This is a genomic window from Nocardiopsis sp. NPDC055879 (assembly GCF_053615935.1).
On record NZ_JBSHCT010000010.1, the window covers coordinates 1 to 14,378 of the forward strand.

At 67.3% G+C, this 14,378-nt stretch carries 13 protein-coding genes and 1 tRNA gene; 8 read left to right on the forward strand and 6 right to left on the reverse strand.

What is annotated here, in order from left to right:
- Positions 1-255: 255 nt before the first annotated feature.
- Complete coding sequence (locus ACWGKS_RS13430; RefSeq protein WP_358514634.1) at positions 256-1,623, reverse strand: HNH endonuclease signature motif containing protein; 1,368 nt, start codon at positions 1,621-1,623, stop codon at positions 256-258.
- Positions 1,624-2,780: 1,157 nt separating this feature from the next.
- Positions 2,781-4,601, reverse strand: coding sequence for a DUF2637 domain-containing protein (locus tag ACWGKS_RS13435; RefSeq protein ID WP_358515547.1), 1,821 nt, complete (start codon positions 4,599-4,601; stop codon positions 2,781-2,783).
- Between the two features lie 293 nt (positions 4,602-4,894).
- Between ACWGKS_RS13435 and cysS the strand changes: the two genes are divergently transcribed.
- From cysS to fxlM, 4 genes are all read left to right on the forward strand, one after another.
- Positions 4,895-6,295, forward strand: coding sequence for a cysteine--tRNA ligase (gene cysS / locus ACWGKS_RS13440; protein WP_358515542.1), 1,401 nt, complete (start codon positions 4,895-4,897; stop codon positions 6,293-6,295).
- A gap of 142 nt (positions 6,296-6,437) precedes the next feature.
- Positions 6,438-7,406, forward strand: a complete 969-nt coding sequence (gene rlmB / locus ACWGKS_RS13445; RefSeq protein ID WP_358515540.1) for a 23S rRNA (guanosine(2251)-2'-O)-methyltransferase RlmB — start codon at positions 6,438-6,440, stop codon at positions 7,404-7,406.
- A 99-nt stretch (positions 7,407-7,505) separates the two neighbouring features.
- Positions 7,506-7,578: transfer RNA gene (locus tag ACWGKS_RS13450), tRNA-Thr, on the forward strand.
- A gap of 102 nt (positions 7,579-7,680) precedes the next feature.
- On the forward strand, positions 7,681-8,904 hold the full coding sequence (gene fxlM, locus ACWGKS_RS13455; protein WP_358515538.1) for a methyltransferase, FxLD system: 1,224 nt from the start codon (positions 7,681-7,683) through the stop codon (positions 8,902-8,904).
- A 34-nt stretch (positions 8,905-8,938) separates the two neighbouring features.
- On the opposite strand, the gene ACWGKS_RS13460 is transcribed toward fxlM, so the two are convergent.
- From ACWGKS_RS13460 to ACWGKS_RS13470, 3 genes are read right to left on the reverse strand one after another with little or no spacing between them, the layout of a single operon-like run.
- Complete coding sequence (locus ACWGKS_RS13460; protein ID WP_358515536.1) at positions 8,939-9,100, reverse strand: DUF397 domain-containing protein; 162 nt, start codon at positions 9,098-9,100, stop codon at positions 8,939-8,941.
- Positions 9,101-9,155: 55 nt separating this feature from the next.
- Entirely contained in the window at positions 9,156-9,356 is a 201-nt protein-coding gene (locus tag ACWGKS_RS13465; RefSeq protein WP_358515533.1) for a DUF397 domain-containing protein, read from the reverse strand.
- On the reverse strand, positions 9,353-10,219 hold the full coding sequence (locus ACWGKS_RS13470; RefSeq protein WP_358515531.1) for a helix-turn-helix domain-containing protein: 867 nt from the start codon (positions 10,217-10,219) through the stop codon (positions 9,353-9,355). The genes ACWGKS_RS13465 and ACWGKS_RS13470 overlap by 4 nt, the downstream gene beginning before the upstream one ends.
- 263 nt (positions 10,220-10,482) lie before the next feature.
- Here ACWGKS_RS13470 and ACWGKS_RS13475 point away from each other — a divergent pair, with 263 nt between their 5' ends.
- The 3 genes from ACWGKS_RS13475 to ACWGKS_RS13485 all read left to right on the forward strand — a co-directional run bounded on the left by ACWGKS_RS13475 (position 10,483) and on the right by ACWGKS_RS13485 (position 12,481).
- The gene (locus ACWGKS_RS13475) at positions 10,483-10,914 is read left to right on the forward strand and encodes an ATP-binding protein (protein WP_358515528.1); all 432 of its coding nucleotides are present in this window, start codon (positions 10,483-10,485) and stop codon (positions 10,912-10,914) included.
- 87 nt (positions 10,915-11,001) lie between these two features.
- Complete coding sequence (locus tag ACWGKS_RS13480) at positions 11,002-11,400, forward strand: hypothetical protein (protein WP_358515525.1); 399 nt, start codon at positions 11,002-11,004, stop codon at positions 11,398-11,400.
- 160 nt (positions 11,401-11,560) lie between these two features.
- Positions 11,561-12,481 carry an alpha/beta fold hydrolase gene (locus ACWGKS_RS13485; protein ID WP_358515522.1) on the forward strand — a complete coding sequence of 307 codons (921 nt, stop codon included), beginning with the start codon at positions 11,561-11,563 and terminating at the stop codon, positions 12,479-12,481.
- 22 nt (positions 12,482-12,503) lie between these two features.
- On the opposite strand, the gene ACWGKS_RS13490 is transcribed toward ACWGKS_RS13485, so the two are convergent.
- Positions 12,504-13,730, reverse strand: a complete 1,227-nt coding sequence (locus tag ACWGKS_RS13490; RefSeq protein ID WP_358515520.1) for an FAD-dependent oxidoreductase — start codon at positions 13,728-13,730, stop codon at positions 12,504-12,506.
- A 123-nt stretch (positions 13,731-13,853) separates the two neighbouring features.
- On the opposite strand from ACWGKS_RS13490, the gene ACWGKS_RS13495 reads away from it, so the two are divergent.
- Positions 13,854-14,378 (forward strand): NUDIX hydrolase, encoded by a 525-nt coding sequence (locus ACWGKS_RS13495; protein WP_358515517.1) that lies wholly within the window; start codon positions 13,854-13,856, stop codon positions 14,376-14,378.

A 14,378-nucleotide genomic window follows, 5' to 3' on the forward strand; every position in this document is an offset into this window, starting at 1 on the left:
ACTGCCCGTGGTGGGGGTGACACCGGTAGGGCGAGCGGTCGTAGTAGGGGCCGGTGTCGGCACCTGTGCTGCCCACACCCCCAACGGGAGCCACTTCTGTCCCGGGATGTGGCTCTGGGTGGGGGGTTCGGGGTGGGGGCATGCTGATATCCCCACAGGGCACGGGCCCTTGGGGTCTGACACCCACTCGGGGGTGTTCTCGCGGGGGTGGTGTTCCACCTGGCGGAAACGCATGGTCGTGGAAGCGGATGGTGGTCAGGGGGCGGTGGCTGGGGCTGGCTCCCCCTCCCCATCCCCGGACCCGGCTTCCTTGCCTTCTTCTTGGCGGTTCTGGGCGTGGTGGTGTTCCCAGATCTGCCGGTTCACCTTCGCCTGCAACCGGTGCTTAAGCCGGTTATGGGTCGAGCACAACACCTGCATGTTGTCCGCGCTCGTGACCCCGCCGTGAGAGAACGGGACGATGTGGTCGTACTGCGACCAGCTACGCGGCACGTCACAGCCTTCGTGCCACTCGCAGTAGGGCTTCTTGAACCCCGCCGCCTGGCGCACCGGGTCCGGGGCGCACCGCTGCTTTCGCCCCACATCCAACAGAGTCCGACCCTGGGCGTCGGTCACGAACCGGCGCAGCCAACTTTCGGGGGTCAGGCGGGCCACCATCTGGTCGGGGATGACCACACCATCCTCGGTGGTGGCGGGCTCTGCGGCGCCGTCTCCGAGGAAGCGTGTGAGGGGGACGGTGATGTTCAACGTGGCCAACGGTTGGCGGCTCAGGCTGGAGCAACCCCGGTGGGTCAGAGCGGTCTCGAAGATGCGCATCATCGCGTCATAGGTGCGCTGATGCTTCGGGACGGCGGCGTTATCGGGCCCGTACGGTTCGGTGTAAGCCTGCAGGGCGGCCTGGATCAGTTCGTTGTCGGCCCCCGGCCCCCACATCCGCAGCAAAAACCCGGACTCGAACGTGGGTGAGAATTGGGCGCCCCGGTTCTCGAACGTTTCATCGTAGTCCCGGTCGGCCTTATCCGGGTCCAGGCGGGCGACGAACCATTTCGCCGCGTCCCGCAACTGGCGCACCGAAGCCTGCGGGCACTCGGCCTTGAAACCGATCAGCCCGAATTCCAACCGGGCCCGAAACCCTTCCACCGAAGGACGCTGGGCACGGAATTCCTCATCCGCTGTTTCGAGGACCTTCGCCCACTCGGTAGTCGCTTTTTCCGTGGAGGTCGCGATGGCGCACGCTTCACCCAAGGACAGGGCGCTGGTCTGGAAGGCTTCTTCTACGAGGGGGAGCTGCTGGCGGTGTAGGGCGCGGGCGAGGGTGGCAAGGCTCTTGGCCTCGGCCGGAGAGGTGCCCCACTGGTGGGTGATCCACGCCTGGATACTGCGCTGGCCACCCTCTTCCAACAGGGCACCGGTGGCCTCCATACGGGCCAGGGCGGGCAACATCCCGTAGCGGATCCGGTCTGTTTCCTGGTTGAGCCGGCGAAACTGGGCGAGCACATCGCCCTCGCACCCGAACGGGATATCCCGGCCGGAGAATTCCACCGCCATCTCCCGCGCACCCGCCATCGCCTGATCAACCGGGGTGTTCCCGGTCGGGCGCGGTGCACTGGGAGGAAAGCTCATACTCTGATTATATGAGAACACCCCAGGAAATGGCAGGCTTACCGGCGGGTATATTCAACCTATTTCCATGTCGGTGAATGTGCCTACCATAGATGGGGTGGCCATTCTGGGTTATCCACAACCCCTTCCCCTATGACCGGATCCACCTATCACGGAGATGCTCCTAGCGACTTCGAGGGAAGGGGCTCTGAAGAGAAACGATCTTGTCCGTAGCGCCATGTTGGGCGCCCAAATGGGCGCTACGAGCAAGATCATCGCTGTGAAGACCAGAGCCGGCCACCGCAGGGACGCGCCCCGCCATCCGCCCTACCTGTAGCGGGTACTTCGTTACCCCACCGGTCACGTAGTGGCGACGCGGCCCACGAGGACACCAGACGGAGGGGAAGGCATCCGGCCGGCCACGGCCGGAGTGGGCCGCAGGCCCACAGGGCCGTTGGGACCTCAACCACTCTCCCCCCTTCCCCGATAGCCGCCAAACCGCCGCCCGCACCGCACGAGTCAAGGCCACCCACCCCGCTGCCAGAGCACACAACATTGCCTTGACGCGTGCGGTGCGGGCGGCAACAATCACGCGGCGGGGAAGGAGGGAGAACCCACCCCCACCCCGCACAACAACCGGAAGGTTCTCTACCTGAGGCGCCCCACCAACCACCCGACAGCCGCCAAACCAGCGTGGAGGTTATCGCCAGGGGCGTCCTGAAGTGTTGCAGCGTTCACCTCCCACCCACCTCCCACCCCTGGTCCAAAGCGAGTTCGGGCAGCACGAAGTCGGGAGAAAACAGGCTCCCCCAAATCGACGTTACGGGGGTAAGTGCTCGGTCGCCAGGGCGTATCCACAGCCTGTGGATAACCGCCTTCGAGGGATCTCGGGACAAGGCGAGGGGTCTGAGCCTGGGCTTGGGGCAACTTGAGGTCGGGTGCCGACCACGGCACCGGGTGGAGGCACTGATGGAATCGGCGAGGACAGGGCGGGGACGCATCTGGGATGCACCGGGGCACAGAGGTCTTACACCGGCTGAGGTCGGCGGTGATCCTCCGCTCGGCCTTTCTATAACCCGTCCACCTGCCCCCACAGTCCGACACGCGCCACGACTCCCTCAGAGGTGTTCGGACACACGTCGGCCCCGGAAGCCTTCGGGGCTCCGGGGCCGGTCGGGTCAGTGATCCTCGGGCGGTAGCGGCTCGCTGCGCACCCTTCGGGAGGGTGGGCCCGAAGCGAAATCGGGCATGGGCGGCCTCGGGGGCTTGAGCACCATGGGGCGCTTGCTCACCGGCTCGCCGGGGCGTGGCCGCGGAGCGGGCTCCGGGGCCCGATCGATCTCCTCGGCGGTGGGTTCCTCCACTACCTCGGGTTCCGGTTCGAGGAGGGGTTCGGGTTCGGGGTCCGGCTCGGGGCGTGCGGCACCCGGTGGCATGGAACCCAACCGGAAGGCGGCGCGCACCTCGGGTCCGGTGTCATGGTCCAGGGCGAGGTCGGCGGTCGATCCGGTGCGCTGGGCGACGGAGTCGAGTGACGGCAGGGGCTCAGGTTCCGGGGAGTCCTCCTCGGGTGGCGTCCACACCGGCGGTACGTAGTCGTCCAGCGCGGAGGCCTCGGTTCGGTCGGTCGGGGGTTCCCATAGGGGGGCGTCTTCGTCCGAAGGCTCGTCTGCGGTGGTCGCCCCGGGCTCTTCCGGCTCTTCGGGTTCCGTGGGCTCAAGGACTTCGTCGGTGTGTTCGGGGAAGAACAGGCGAACGCCGGGCAGCTTCTGCGCAGGCTCGGCGGGGTCGGGTTCCTCGTCCCAAGGCTCCGTGTCGGGTTCGTCCTGCTCGCCTGAATCGGGGGTCACCGGCGGGAGTGGTGGGGCCTCGGACTCGTCCGAACTGGGGTCGCCGGCCTCGGGTTCGTGCACGAACCCCTCGTCTCGTTCATCGGTCGACACCTCCCACGTCACCGGGTGGAAGTCCTCGGTGCCGTCGGTGTCACCGATGTCGGCCGGTTCCGGCTCGGGGGCTTCGGCCCCCGGCACCACCGGTGCTTCGGCGGCGGCCCGCTTGATCGGATTGTCGCCGGTGCGGGCGCGTCGCGGTAGCCGGATCGTGGGGACGGAGGGCTCGGGTTCCGAAGGCTCGGGTTCCGACAGCTCGGCTTCGGGCAGTCCGGCTTCCGGCGGCTCGGTCTCTTCCCGGGTCTCTTCCTCCGTCTCCCCTTCCTCGACCTCGGCTTCCTCGGCCTTCACTTCCGCGACGTGTGGGATCGGCTCGGTGGGCGCCTCGTGACCACTCGCCCGAGCCTCGATCTCCGGCTCGATCTCCGGCTCGGTCTTCGCCGGTTCCTCAAGCTTCTCGGGCCTCTCGGGCCCTTCAAGGTCCTCCGGCTCGCCGCCCAGACGCAGCAGTCGCGTCTTGAGGGCCTCGGGCGCGTCCTCCCGGGTGTCGGTCCGGGGCTTGGGCGAACCTCGCAGGACGGTGGTGCGGTCGTCGCTGGGCTTGGGGCGGGGGCGTGCCCGTGCGTTCCGTCGTCGCACGTGCGCCCGCACGGCGATCCACAGCAGGAAGGCGACCATCAGCGCGGCCAACGGCGCCACCGCCACCACCACGGTGAGACCGCGGGGGAGGGTGTCGCCCAGTTCGGCGAACCAGGTGGTCCTGGTCAGCACCATGGGTACCGCTGCGCTGAGGATCAGCAGTGGGATCAGACCGATGTCGATCCACAGGCGTTCGCGTGGCGGGGCCGCGCGCAACGCATAGCTGACCCAGAAGGCCATGAGGACCAGCAGGGTGAAGGTCACCGGGAACACGTGGGCCAGCGGGAGGGCGCTGTCGGCGTGCACGATCGCGGCGAGGCGGTAGATGCCCTCATAAGCGATGAAGAGTGTGCACACGGCGATGACGCCGACGAACAGCGCGCCGAAGACGAGAGCACCGGCTCCCGCGCCGCGATCCGCGCTACGACCGTTACGTGTCCCTGTCTCGGGGGCGTTGTTGTAAGGGGCCATCGTCAACGCAGCGTAGTCCAGCGGATGGCGCTAACACGAGATTCCGGCCGATTCCGGTTGCTTCCCGACGCCTAGAGAAGGGGAGGCTATGTCCGTTCTTGGGGGAATTGACGGAGGGTGTTCGGTCGTGGCCAGGGTGAGTCGTCCCTTGTGAAGGGGGCAAGTCACATCCGAACCGGGCGAATACGGTTCACCACTTATAAGTGCTCGGGGCTGTCCGGAGAGCGAAGGGGGTGGTGGATCTTAGAGGTTTGTGACGCATGCGCGAGGGGAAAGCGGATACGCTTGACCGTGTGAGTCTGCGCTTCTATGACACCAGTGCCCGACAGGTTCGAGAGTTCACCCCGATTCGCGAAGGGTGTGCCTCCCTGTACCTGTGTGGTGCCACGGTGCAGGCGCCTCCCCACATCGGCCACATCAGGTCGGGAGTCAACTTCGACATCCTGCGCCGGTGGCTGACCCACCTCGGGTACGAGGTCACCTTCTGCCGCAACGTCACCGACATCGACGACAAGATCATCAAGGTCGCCGCGGAAGAGGGCGTTCCGTGGTGGCAGGTGAGCGAGCGCAACCAGCGTGCCTTCACCTGGGCCTACGACAGTCTGGGCTGCCTGCCGCCCACGGTCGAGCCGCGTGCCACCGGCCACGTGCCGGAGATGATCGAGCTCATGCGGCGCCTCATCGACGCCGGTCACGCCTACCCGTCCGAGGACGGCTGCGGCGACGTCTACTTCAACGTGGGTTCCTACCCGGCCTACGGGGAGCTGTCCAACCAGCGCCCGGACCAGCTGGTCGAGGCCGCGGACACCGACCCGGACCGGGACAAGCGCGACCCCCGCGACTTCGCCCTGTGGAAGGGCGCCAAACCGGGTGAGCCCACGTGGGACACCCCTTGGGGTCGGGGTCGCCCGGGTTGGCACCTGGAGTGCTCGGCCATGGCGACCAAGTACCTGGGCCCCAGCTTCGACATCCATGGCGGCGGTCTGGACCTGGTCTTCCCTCACCACGAGAACGAGCAGGCCCAGTCCCGGGCCGCGGGTGACGGGTTCGCCCGGTACTGGCTGCACAACGGTCTGTTGGCCGTGGGCGGCGAGAAGATGAGCAAGTCGCTCGGCAACTCGCTGCGCATCCCACAGATGCTGGAGAAGGTGCGGGCCGTCGAGCTGCGCTACTACCTGGGACAGGCGCACTACCGGTCCACCATCGACTACTCCGACGCCGCGTTGCAGGAGGCCGCCGTGGCCTACCAGCGCATCGAGGGTTTCCTCACCCGCGCCGTCGAGGTGCTGGGCTCCGTCGAGCACGCTTTGGACGTCCCCAAGGAGTTCGCCGAGGCGCTCAACGACGACCTCGGGGTCTCGCAAGCCTTGGCGGTGGTTCACGGGCACGTGCGCGAGGGCAACACCGCGCTGGCCTCCGGCGCCAAGGAACGGGCCGCGGAGCTGGCCAACGAGCTGCGCACCATGCTCGACGTGCTCGGGCTGGACCCGTTGAGCCCGCAGTGGGCCTCCGGCGACCAGGGGCTGAGCGAGATCGTGGACGCGCTCGTGGTGGTCGCACTCGAACAGCGCAAGGCCGCTCGGGGGCGTAAGGACTACGCCGCCGCCGACGCCATCCGTGACCAGCTGGCCGATGCCGGTGTGGTGGTCGAGGACACCCCGCAGGGGCCGCGCTGGGACCTGCGCCGGGGCTGACCCGACCGATCCCGAATCGACGCGTGTGGTCACGCGTCCCCACTAGGCTGGGAGTTTGCCGCCGCCCATCGGCGAGACGGCGACCCATCGGCCGGAAGTGCTCTTCCGGCATGCTCGCGACACGTATTTGGAGGCGGCGATCATGCCGGCGAAGAAGAACAAGAAGGGCCCGACCAAGGGCAGCGGCGGCAAGGGACGTCGGTCCCTCGAAGCCAAGAGCGGGACTCTGCCCGCCGAGCAACGGCACTGGTACGAGGGCAAGCAGCGGCACAAGGCGAACAAGAACGCCACGCGTTCCGGTGGTTCCGCCGGTCAGGGTGGCGGCCCCGAGCGTTCGCCCAACCGTCCGGACAACTCCGACCTGCTGATCGGTCGCAACCCGGTCGTCGAGGCACTGCGTGCCGGCATGCCCGCCACCCGCCTGTTCCTGTCCAACAGCCTGGACCCGGACGAGCGCGTCAACGAGGCCGCCAAGTCGGCCGGTGCGCAGGGCGTGGACGTGGTCGAGGTGACCCGCTCGGAGCTGGACCGTCGTTGTGAGAGCAACGGCCTGCCCGGCGCGGCCCACCAGGGCATGGTGCTGCAGGTGCGGCCCTACCAGTACTGGGCGTCCGAGGGGCTGCTGGACAAGGCGCTGGACTCGGAGACTCCGGCGCTGATCGTGGCCCTGGACGGGGTGACCGACCCGCACAACCTGGGCGCCATCGCCCGTTCCGCCACCGCCTTCGGCGCTCACGGCCTGCTCATCCCCGAGCGTCGCGCCGCCGGGGTGACCATGGCTTCCTGGAAGACCTCCGCGGGCACGTTGGCCAAGCTGCCCGTCGCTCAGGCCACCAACCTGACCCGGGCCCTGGAGGCCTACAAGAAGGCGGGGCTGTTCGTCGTCGGTCTCGACGCGGGTGGGGACACGCAGCTGCCCGACCTGGAGCTGGCCACCGGCCCGCTCGTCATCGTCGTGGGTGCCGAGGGCAAGGGCTTGTCCCGTCTGGTCCGTGAGACCTGCGACGTGGTCGCGAGCATCCCGATCAGTGGCGCCGAGTCCCTGAACGCCTCGGTCGCCGCGGGTGTGTCCCTCTACGAGGTGGCACGTCGCCGGGGCGCTCAGGCATAATCGCAGGTCGGAGGCGATGGGATGGCGCCGAGTAGGCCACCTGTCGCCGGACCCGGTACCATGCGGGTGGACACCAGAGGCCGTGAGCCTCGGTGGCCGGCCGACGTAGCTCAATTGGCAGAGCAATCGCCTTGTAAGCGATAGGTTAGGGGTTCAAGTCCCCTCGTCGGCTCTGATCTTTCTCTGGCCCGGTCCTTCCCGACCGGGCCAGAGTCGTTTCCGGGCTCGGTGGGCAGACCGAGGGGACGGAGCACCCGGCCGGAAGAGCGGAGCAGTGACAGCGAACCCGAGCCCTGAGCAGTGGCGGGACCGGATGGTGGAGGCCCTACTCCGACCCGGAGTGGTGGGAGGGGAGTTCCTTTCCCCACGGATCGAACGGGCGTTGCGTAAGGTGCCGCGTCATCTCTTCATCCCCGAGGCGGATCTGGAACAGGCCTACGACCCCTTCAGTCCGGTGATGACCAAGCGCGACGAAGAACAGGGCTTTGTCAGCTCGGTCTCCGCGCCGCAGATCCAGGCGATGATGCTCGGCCAGGCCGAACTGCGGCCCGGGCAGCGTGTTCTGGAGGTCGGCTCTGGTGGCTACAACGCGGCTCTGATCGCCGAGATGGTCGGGCCGGAGGGTGAGGTCACCACCGTCGACATCGACCCGGACATCACCGCTCGTGCCCGAGACCTGTTGGAGGCCAACGGTTACGCGCGGGTTCGGGTGGTCACCGCCGACGCCGCTCGGGGGGTCGAGGAGGGTGCGCCCTACGACGCCATCATCGTCACCGCCGGGGCCTGGGACATTCCGCCCGCCTGGATCGGGCAGTTGACCGAGGGCGGTCGGTTGGTGGTTCCGTTCCGGGTCCATGGCCTGACCCGATCGATCGGGTTCGTTGAACACGATGGGATTCTGCACTCGACTTCGGCGCTGATCTGCGGGTTCGTGTCCATGCGGGGCGAGGACGAGCATCGGGGGATCCTACTTCGGCTCAGGGGGACCGAGGGGATCGTCCTGCGCTTCGATGAGAGGGTTCCCGAGGATCCGCACCTGTTGGACGACGTCGCGCGTACTCCCAGGGTGGAACGGTGGACGGGGGTGATGGTGACTCTCCGGGAAACGATCGACACCTTGCAGTCGTACCTGGCCACCACCCTGCCGGGTTTCTGCGTCATGACGGTCGACCCCGCACTGGATACGGGGACGGTGGCGCCGAACAGCACTCGCTTCTCCATGGCCGCGGTCGAGGGCGGTGACTTCGCCTACCTGGTCACGCGAGGGGTCCCGGGGCAGGGGGCGGTCGCATACGGGGTGCACGCCTTCGGACCGACGGCGGCGGAGTTCGCGGAACGGGTGGGGTCACGGGTCCGCGAGTGGGATCGGGGTCGGCGTTATGGGCCGGGGCCCGAGATCCGGGTGTATCCGATCTCCGTTCCGGTCGATCGGTTGTCGCAGGACCTGGTGGTCACCAAGCGGCACACCCATGTCACGTTCTCCTGGCCGACTTCCTGAACGTCGCGTCGGCCATGTGGTCTCGGGGTCTGCGTCAGCGTCGAAGAGTGTTCAACAGGCCGGACCATTCGTGGCGGTCGAAGGTGAGGTGGCCGTGTTCGCGGTTCTTGGTGTCGCGAACCAGGACGCTCGGTCCCCCGGCTACTTCGATGCACTCTCCGCCGTTGGTGCTGTAGCTGCTCTTGTGCCACTTCATCGGCTATCCCCATGAGCGCCGGGTATCTCGGTCGGTGCCGAGATACCCGATCGTGTCAGCGCCTAAGAGCATTCAAGAGGTTGGTCCACTCAGGGCCTTGGAAGGAAAGGTGCCCGAGCTCTCGGTACTGGGTGTCCCTGACCAAGACCTTCTCTCCCCCAGCGACCTCAACACAGTTGCCACCTCCGCTACCGGAGTAGCTGGACTTATGCCAGACCACTTTTTCGGCCTTGTCGAAAGCCACTTTGTACCTCATCCCTCAAATCGTTCACTACGGATGCGCAGGATGCGCTGGACGGATTCCTCCTGGTCGAGTGCCTGACTCTGAAGACGCTGGAAGATACGTGAGAAGAGGTCGACTTCCTGCTCCTTCTCCAAGTAGAGAGCGCCTGTTCGGTACTCGATGAGCACGACCTCCCCGAAGCTGACGTCATCCAACAGCTCCGGGAACTGCATGAGGGCGAAATTGCTTCCCGTTACCGGGTGAGCTCCTGCCTCGAACGGAAGCACTCGCAGGTCAATGTTGGGCGACTCGGCGCGCTCCAGGAGCGAAGCAAGCTGCTCACGCATGACTTCTGTATCGCCAACGGATCGGTAGAGCGCGCTTTCGTTGAAGACCGCCTTGAACTGAAGGGGTGAATCTCCGGTGAGCCGCTTCTGACGCTGCATGCGTACGGTGACGTGGCCCTCGACCTGATCGTCCGAGCCGGCATCGATATCAGCGGCGAGGATGGCACGTGCGTAGTCCTCGGTCTGAAGCAGACCTGGGATGACGCCGTCTTCATAGTTGAGCACGGCCTCAGCCTCGGATTCAAAGGCCACAAAAGGGGCGAACCAATCGGGGATCTCCCGGTGGTTCTGCCACCAGCCCAGTTCCTTCTGGCTCGCCAACTCGACAAGGCTGTCCCGTACATGCGAGTCAAGCCCGTAGTAGTCGGCGAGGCGATACACGACGGCTTTGGGGAAGGGGTTCTCCGCCCGCTCGTACTTGGTCAGAGTCCCCTGAGTGAACCCTGCGACCGAGGCGGCGTGAGTGACCGTTGCTCCATGTCGGATGCGAGCATCGCGCATCACCTTGGCCACCATCCGGCGCGCAACTGATGCTGTGGGTTGACCCACTGGACCACTCTCCTGACAGCCGATACCTCTTCAGTCTGGCGCACAGCAGTCCCACGGGCCAACTTTTCGCATGCTCGGCTAGGGAATAATTCCCTAGAAGAGATTGTGCATGGGAATCATTCCATGCACACTGATTCCAGAAGCTTCGACTCCTCAGAGCATCGGGTCGAACACGCTTCGAAGCAATGCGACAGCTATGCCTTGAAGGAGGCGCTATGGGCAAGGAGCGGATACCGGGACCGCGGCGGCCTGATGGTGGTGGGGTGGGTTGGCCGTCCGCACGCTGGTCCTACTTCGGAGGGACGCTCTCCGACGTGCGCCGTCTGCGTGACTGGTGTGGGAGTGAGCCGGGCCTACAAAACCACCGTGGGGACTGGGTGCGGCTGGTGGCCAGCGAACTCGCCACCAACGCCGTCCTGCACACCGCGACCGGCGAGAAGTACGGCCGCATGGGCGCTTCCATCGAGGTCCTCGACGACCGGGCCATCCTCTGCGTGCTCGACCAGGGAGCCAAGGCAGGCAAGCTCGCGTCGGTGCCGCGAGTGCGTCAGCAGGGACCGAACGTCCTCTGCGCCGGCGGCCGGGGGTTGTGGCTGGTGGATCGGATCGCCGAGCACTGGTGGTGGGAGGGACAACACGGCTTCCCCCTGGAACTCTGGGCGACCATCCCGCTGGACCGGGATCCGAGCGCGTAAAACCCCCAGAAAAACGAACACCCCGGACGGTGGGTGCAACCGCCGTCCGGGGCTGATCAACCACCTGAAACCAGCAGGAGGATGACTGTGCAGCACCCTATCGGCCGGCACCACCGGCGATGCCGAAGTCTCACCGAACACCTCTGGGCCTTGTTCGCCCTCGCCCTGGCGGCGGCGCTGACCTACGTGTTCATCCCGAAGGCACGAGAACGCGCGGCGATCGCTCCCGCCCCGAAAAGGGCGGAGATTGCGACCCCGGAACCGAGCCCGCCGTCCCCGGAGGACGACTACCGCCACCCGGACGATTACGCGGGCGCGCTGGTCCGCCCGTACCTGGCCTCTCCAGCCCCGCCGACCCCGCTGATCCCGCGCCCCCGAGTACCGGTAGGGGACCTACTGGCCGAACCCGAACCCGAACCGGCACCCGCCGACGACCTCACGGACCTTGCGGAAGCCATACGTACCTACCTGCGGGTATGCGGCTGACCCCCGACCAACGACGGGGCGTGCGGGGGTTTGTCCCCCGGGAGAGCCACAACCAGGTGTCCACCACATGGTGACGACCGGAAACCGCCGAATCCGTAGCGTTTCCCTCAGTCGCGAAGTTCCGCGCTCTCGACCCCCGCACCCCTTCCTGGAGATCGACATGTTCCGCACCGCCCGGACCGCCACCGTCACCGCCCTGATCGCCATCCTGGGCGCGGGTCTGACCGGATGCGGAGCGCTCTCCGACGTGGAGGACGGCCTGCGGGAAGCCGAAGGCGACCTGGAGACCGCCGCCGAGGAGATCGCGAACGACGGCGAACTCTTCACCGGCACGAAGACGCTCGACGTGAACGGCGCGTCGGTGAACCTCTCCTGCTCCGGTGACCCGGCCGTCGACAGCCCGGTCATCCTCCTCATGGCCGGGATGGGCGACGGCCTCGACACCATGGCCGACCTCCAGGAGACCCTGAGTGAACAGGACCGGGTCTGCTCCTACGACCGTCTCGGCGAGGGCGAGAGCGACCAGCCGGAAGGCCCGCAGAGCATCGCCGACAGCGGCGAGATCCTGTCGGCGGTCCTCGACGACGTCTCCGACGGCCCGGTCGTCCTGGCCGGCCACTCGCTGGGCGGCCTGATCGCCGCCCGCTACGCCCCCGACGACACCGAACGCGTCAAGGGTCTGGTCCTGATGGACGCCACCTCCCCGACCATGCTCGACGACATCACCGAGGTGATCCCCGAATCCGCCACCGGTGACGGCGCCGAGGTTCGGGCACAGAACATCGCCATGTTCGAGGGTGAGAACCCGGAGATGATCACCATCGAGAGCGACCCGGAGGTCCGCTCGGCCGGTGACATCCCGACGGAGGTCATCCAGCACGGCGTCCCTTACCTGGGTGAGATCCCCGAGTACGGCGACGAGCTGGAGCGCGTGTGGAGCGAGGGCCAGGAGAAGTGGCTGGCGGTCTCCGGAGCCAGTGAACTGAGCACCGCCGAGGAGGCCGGTCACTACATCCACGTCGACCAGCCCGAGGTCGCCGTCGAGGCCATCCGACGAGTGGTGGGTCAGGTCGCCGAGTAGGGGCGAGGACCGATCGCGGGGCTCAGCGCAGGGCGGCCTTCGGTGGCTTCTCGCGCAGGGCCCCGTAAGCCAACAGGTACGGCGGAATCCGCCTGGCCCACGGCACCTGCTCGACCACCCGCAACGGCAACGGCGGGGTCTCACGCCCCAGGTCGATACGCCCCTCCAACGCGGGCAGGATCGCGCGGCGGTGGGCCAGGCGCTGGAGGTTCTGGGTCAGCATCGTGACGGGCATCCGGCGCCGCTGCACGGCGGCCACGTCGGCCAGAGTCACCCGTCCACGGCGGAGAGGCTCCTCCAGATAACGGGCGGCGGCGACCGCGTCCTGCACGGCGAGGTTGATACCGATCCCTCCGACGGGCGACATCGCGTGCGCCGCGTCGCCGATGCACAACAGGCCCGGGGTGTGCCACCGCCGCATCCGGTCGACCCGGACGTCCAACAGCTTCACGTCGTCCCACTCGGCCACCAGCCGGCGCCCCTCGAACCAGGGGAACTGCCGCACCAACGCCTCGTTGAACTCCTCCAACGACCGTGCCCGGTTCCGCGCGTCGGCGCCCTTGGGGATGATCGCCGCGGCCTGGTAGTAGTCCCCGCGATCGATCAGGATGCTGAACCTGCCCTCCCCGAACTGCCCGATCCCGCCCGCAGGGTCGTCGGTAGCACGGGGCAGCCGGAACCACTGCACGTCCATCGGCGCGGAGAAGTCCCGCAGCTCCAGCCGGGACAGCTCACGGGCCAGGGAATCGCGGCCGTCACAGGCCACCGTGACCATGGCCCGAACCTCGCCGGTCTCCCCGTCACGGGTTCGATACCGCACCCCGTTGATCCGCCCGCCCTCCTCGATGAAGGAGGTCGCCTTGGTGTTCATCCGCAGCGTGAAGCCGGGCTCCTCGGAGGCGGAGGCGACGAGCAGGTCCAACAGGTCCCACTGAGGGACCATCGCGATGTAGTTGTAGTCGCTGTGCATCGGGGTGAAGTCCGCCAGGGTCACCATCCGCCCATCCGGCCCGGTGGGCAACCGGACTTGATCCACGCGGCGTTGGGGCAGTCGCGCGAACCGTTCGGCCAGGCCGAGGTCGTCCAGCAACTCCATGGTGGAGGGGTGGACGGTGTCGCCGCGAAAGTCCCGTAGGAAGTCGCCGTGTTTCTCCAACACGGTGACCTCGACACCGCAGCGGGCGAGGAGCAGACCGAGGACGATGCCGGCCGGGCCGCCCCCGACCACACAACACGTCGTTCTGGACATGTGACCACCTCTGTGACGGGTCGGGTGCCCTCAACCTACAGAGCGAGTGAACCCCTGTACAGGAAGGGTCCGGGGGTCGTGTTGCATGGAGCCGTGTCCCCGCCTGTCTGAGGAGGAGTGCGCATGCGCTGGACCGTCCACTCGGAGAAACCGCTCTACACCGACCGCTGGCTCGACATTCGGGTCGCCGATGTGGAGGTGGGCGAGGGCCGGAGGTTGGAGCATCGGCTGATCCGCTCCGCTCCGGGAGCGGGTGCCGTCCTGTTGGACGGTCGAGGGAACGTGCTGTTGATCTGGCGCCACCGCTTCATCACCGACACCTGGGGTTATGAGATCCCCATGGGAGGGGTGGAGGAGGGGGAGACACCGATCGAGGCCGCGGCGCGGGAGGCGGAGGAGGAGACGGGGTGGCGTCCGGGCCCGTTGCGGCCGCTGCTGTACACCCAACCGTCGGCGGGCATCTCTGACAGCGCGCACCACGTGTTCGTCGCCGAGGGGGCCGAACACGTCGGTGAGCCCGTGGACGGCTGGGAGTCCGAACGGGTGGAGTGGGTTCCGGTGGAGCGGGTTCCCGAGCTCGTACGGGACCGGAGGGTGGTCAGCGGCAGCACCATGAACGCGCTCCTGTACGTGTACGCGACGGGGTGA

Bases quoted from the DNA above. Each gene is read 5' to 3' on its own strand.
- ACWGKS_RS13435 (WP_358515547.1), bottom strand. From the start codon at position 4,601: ATGGCCCCTTACAACAACGCCCCCGAGACAGGGACACGTAACGGTCGT.
- ACWGKS_RS13485 (WP_358515522.1), top strand. From the start codon at position 11,561: ATGTTCCGCACCGCCCGGACCGCCACCGTCACCGCCCTGATCGCCATC.
- ACWGKS_RS13430 (WP_358514634.1), bottom strand. From the start codon at position 1,623: ATGAGCTTTCCTCCCAGTGCACCGCGCCCGACCGGGAACACCCCGGTT.
- rlmB (WP_358515540.1), top strand. From the start codon at position 6,438: ATGCCGGCGAAGAAGAACAAGAAGGGCCCGACCAAGGGCAGCGGCGGC.
- ACWGKS_RS13460 (WP_358515536.1), bottom strand. From the start codon at position 9,100: ATGAAGTGGCACAAGAGCAGCTACAGCACCAACGGCGGAGAGTGCATC.
- ACWGKS_RS13490 (WP_358515520.1), bottom strand. From the start codon at position 13,730: ATGTCCAGAACGACGTGTTGTGTGGTCGGGGGCGGCCCGGCCGGCATC.
- ACWGKS_RS13465 (WP_358515533.1), bottom strand. From the start codon at position 9,356: ATGAGGTACAAAGTGGCTTTCGACAAGGCCGAAAAAGTGGTCTGGCAT.
- ACWGKS_RS13495 (WP_358515517.1), top strand. From the start codon at position 13,854: ATGCGCTGGACCGTCCACTCGGAGAAACCGCTCTACACCGACCGCTGG.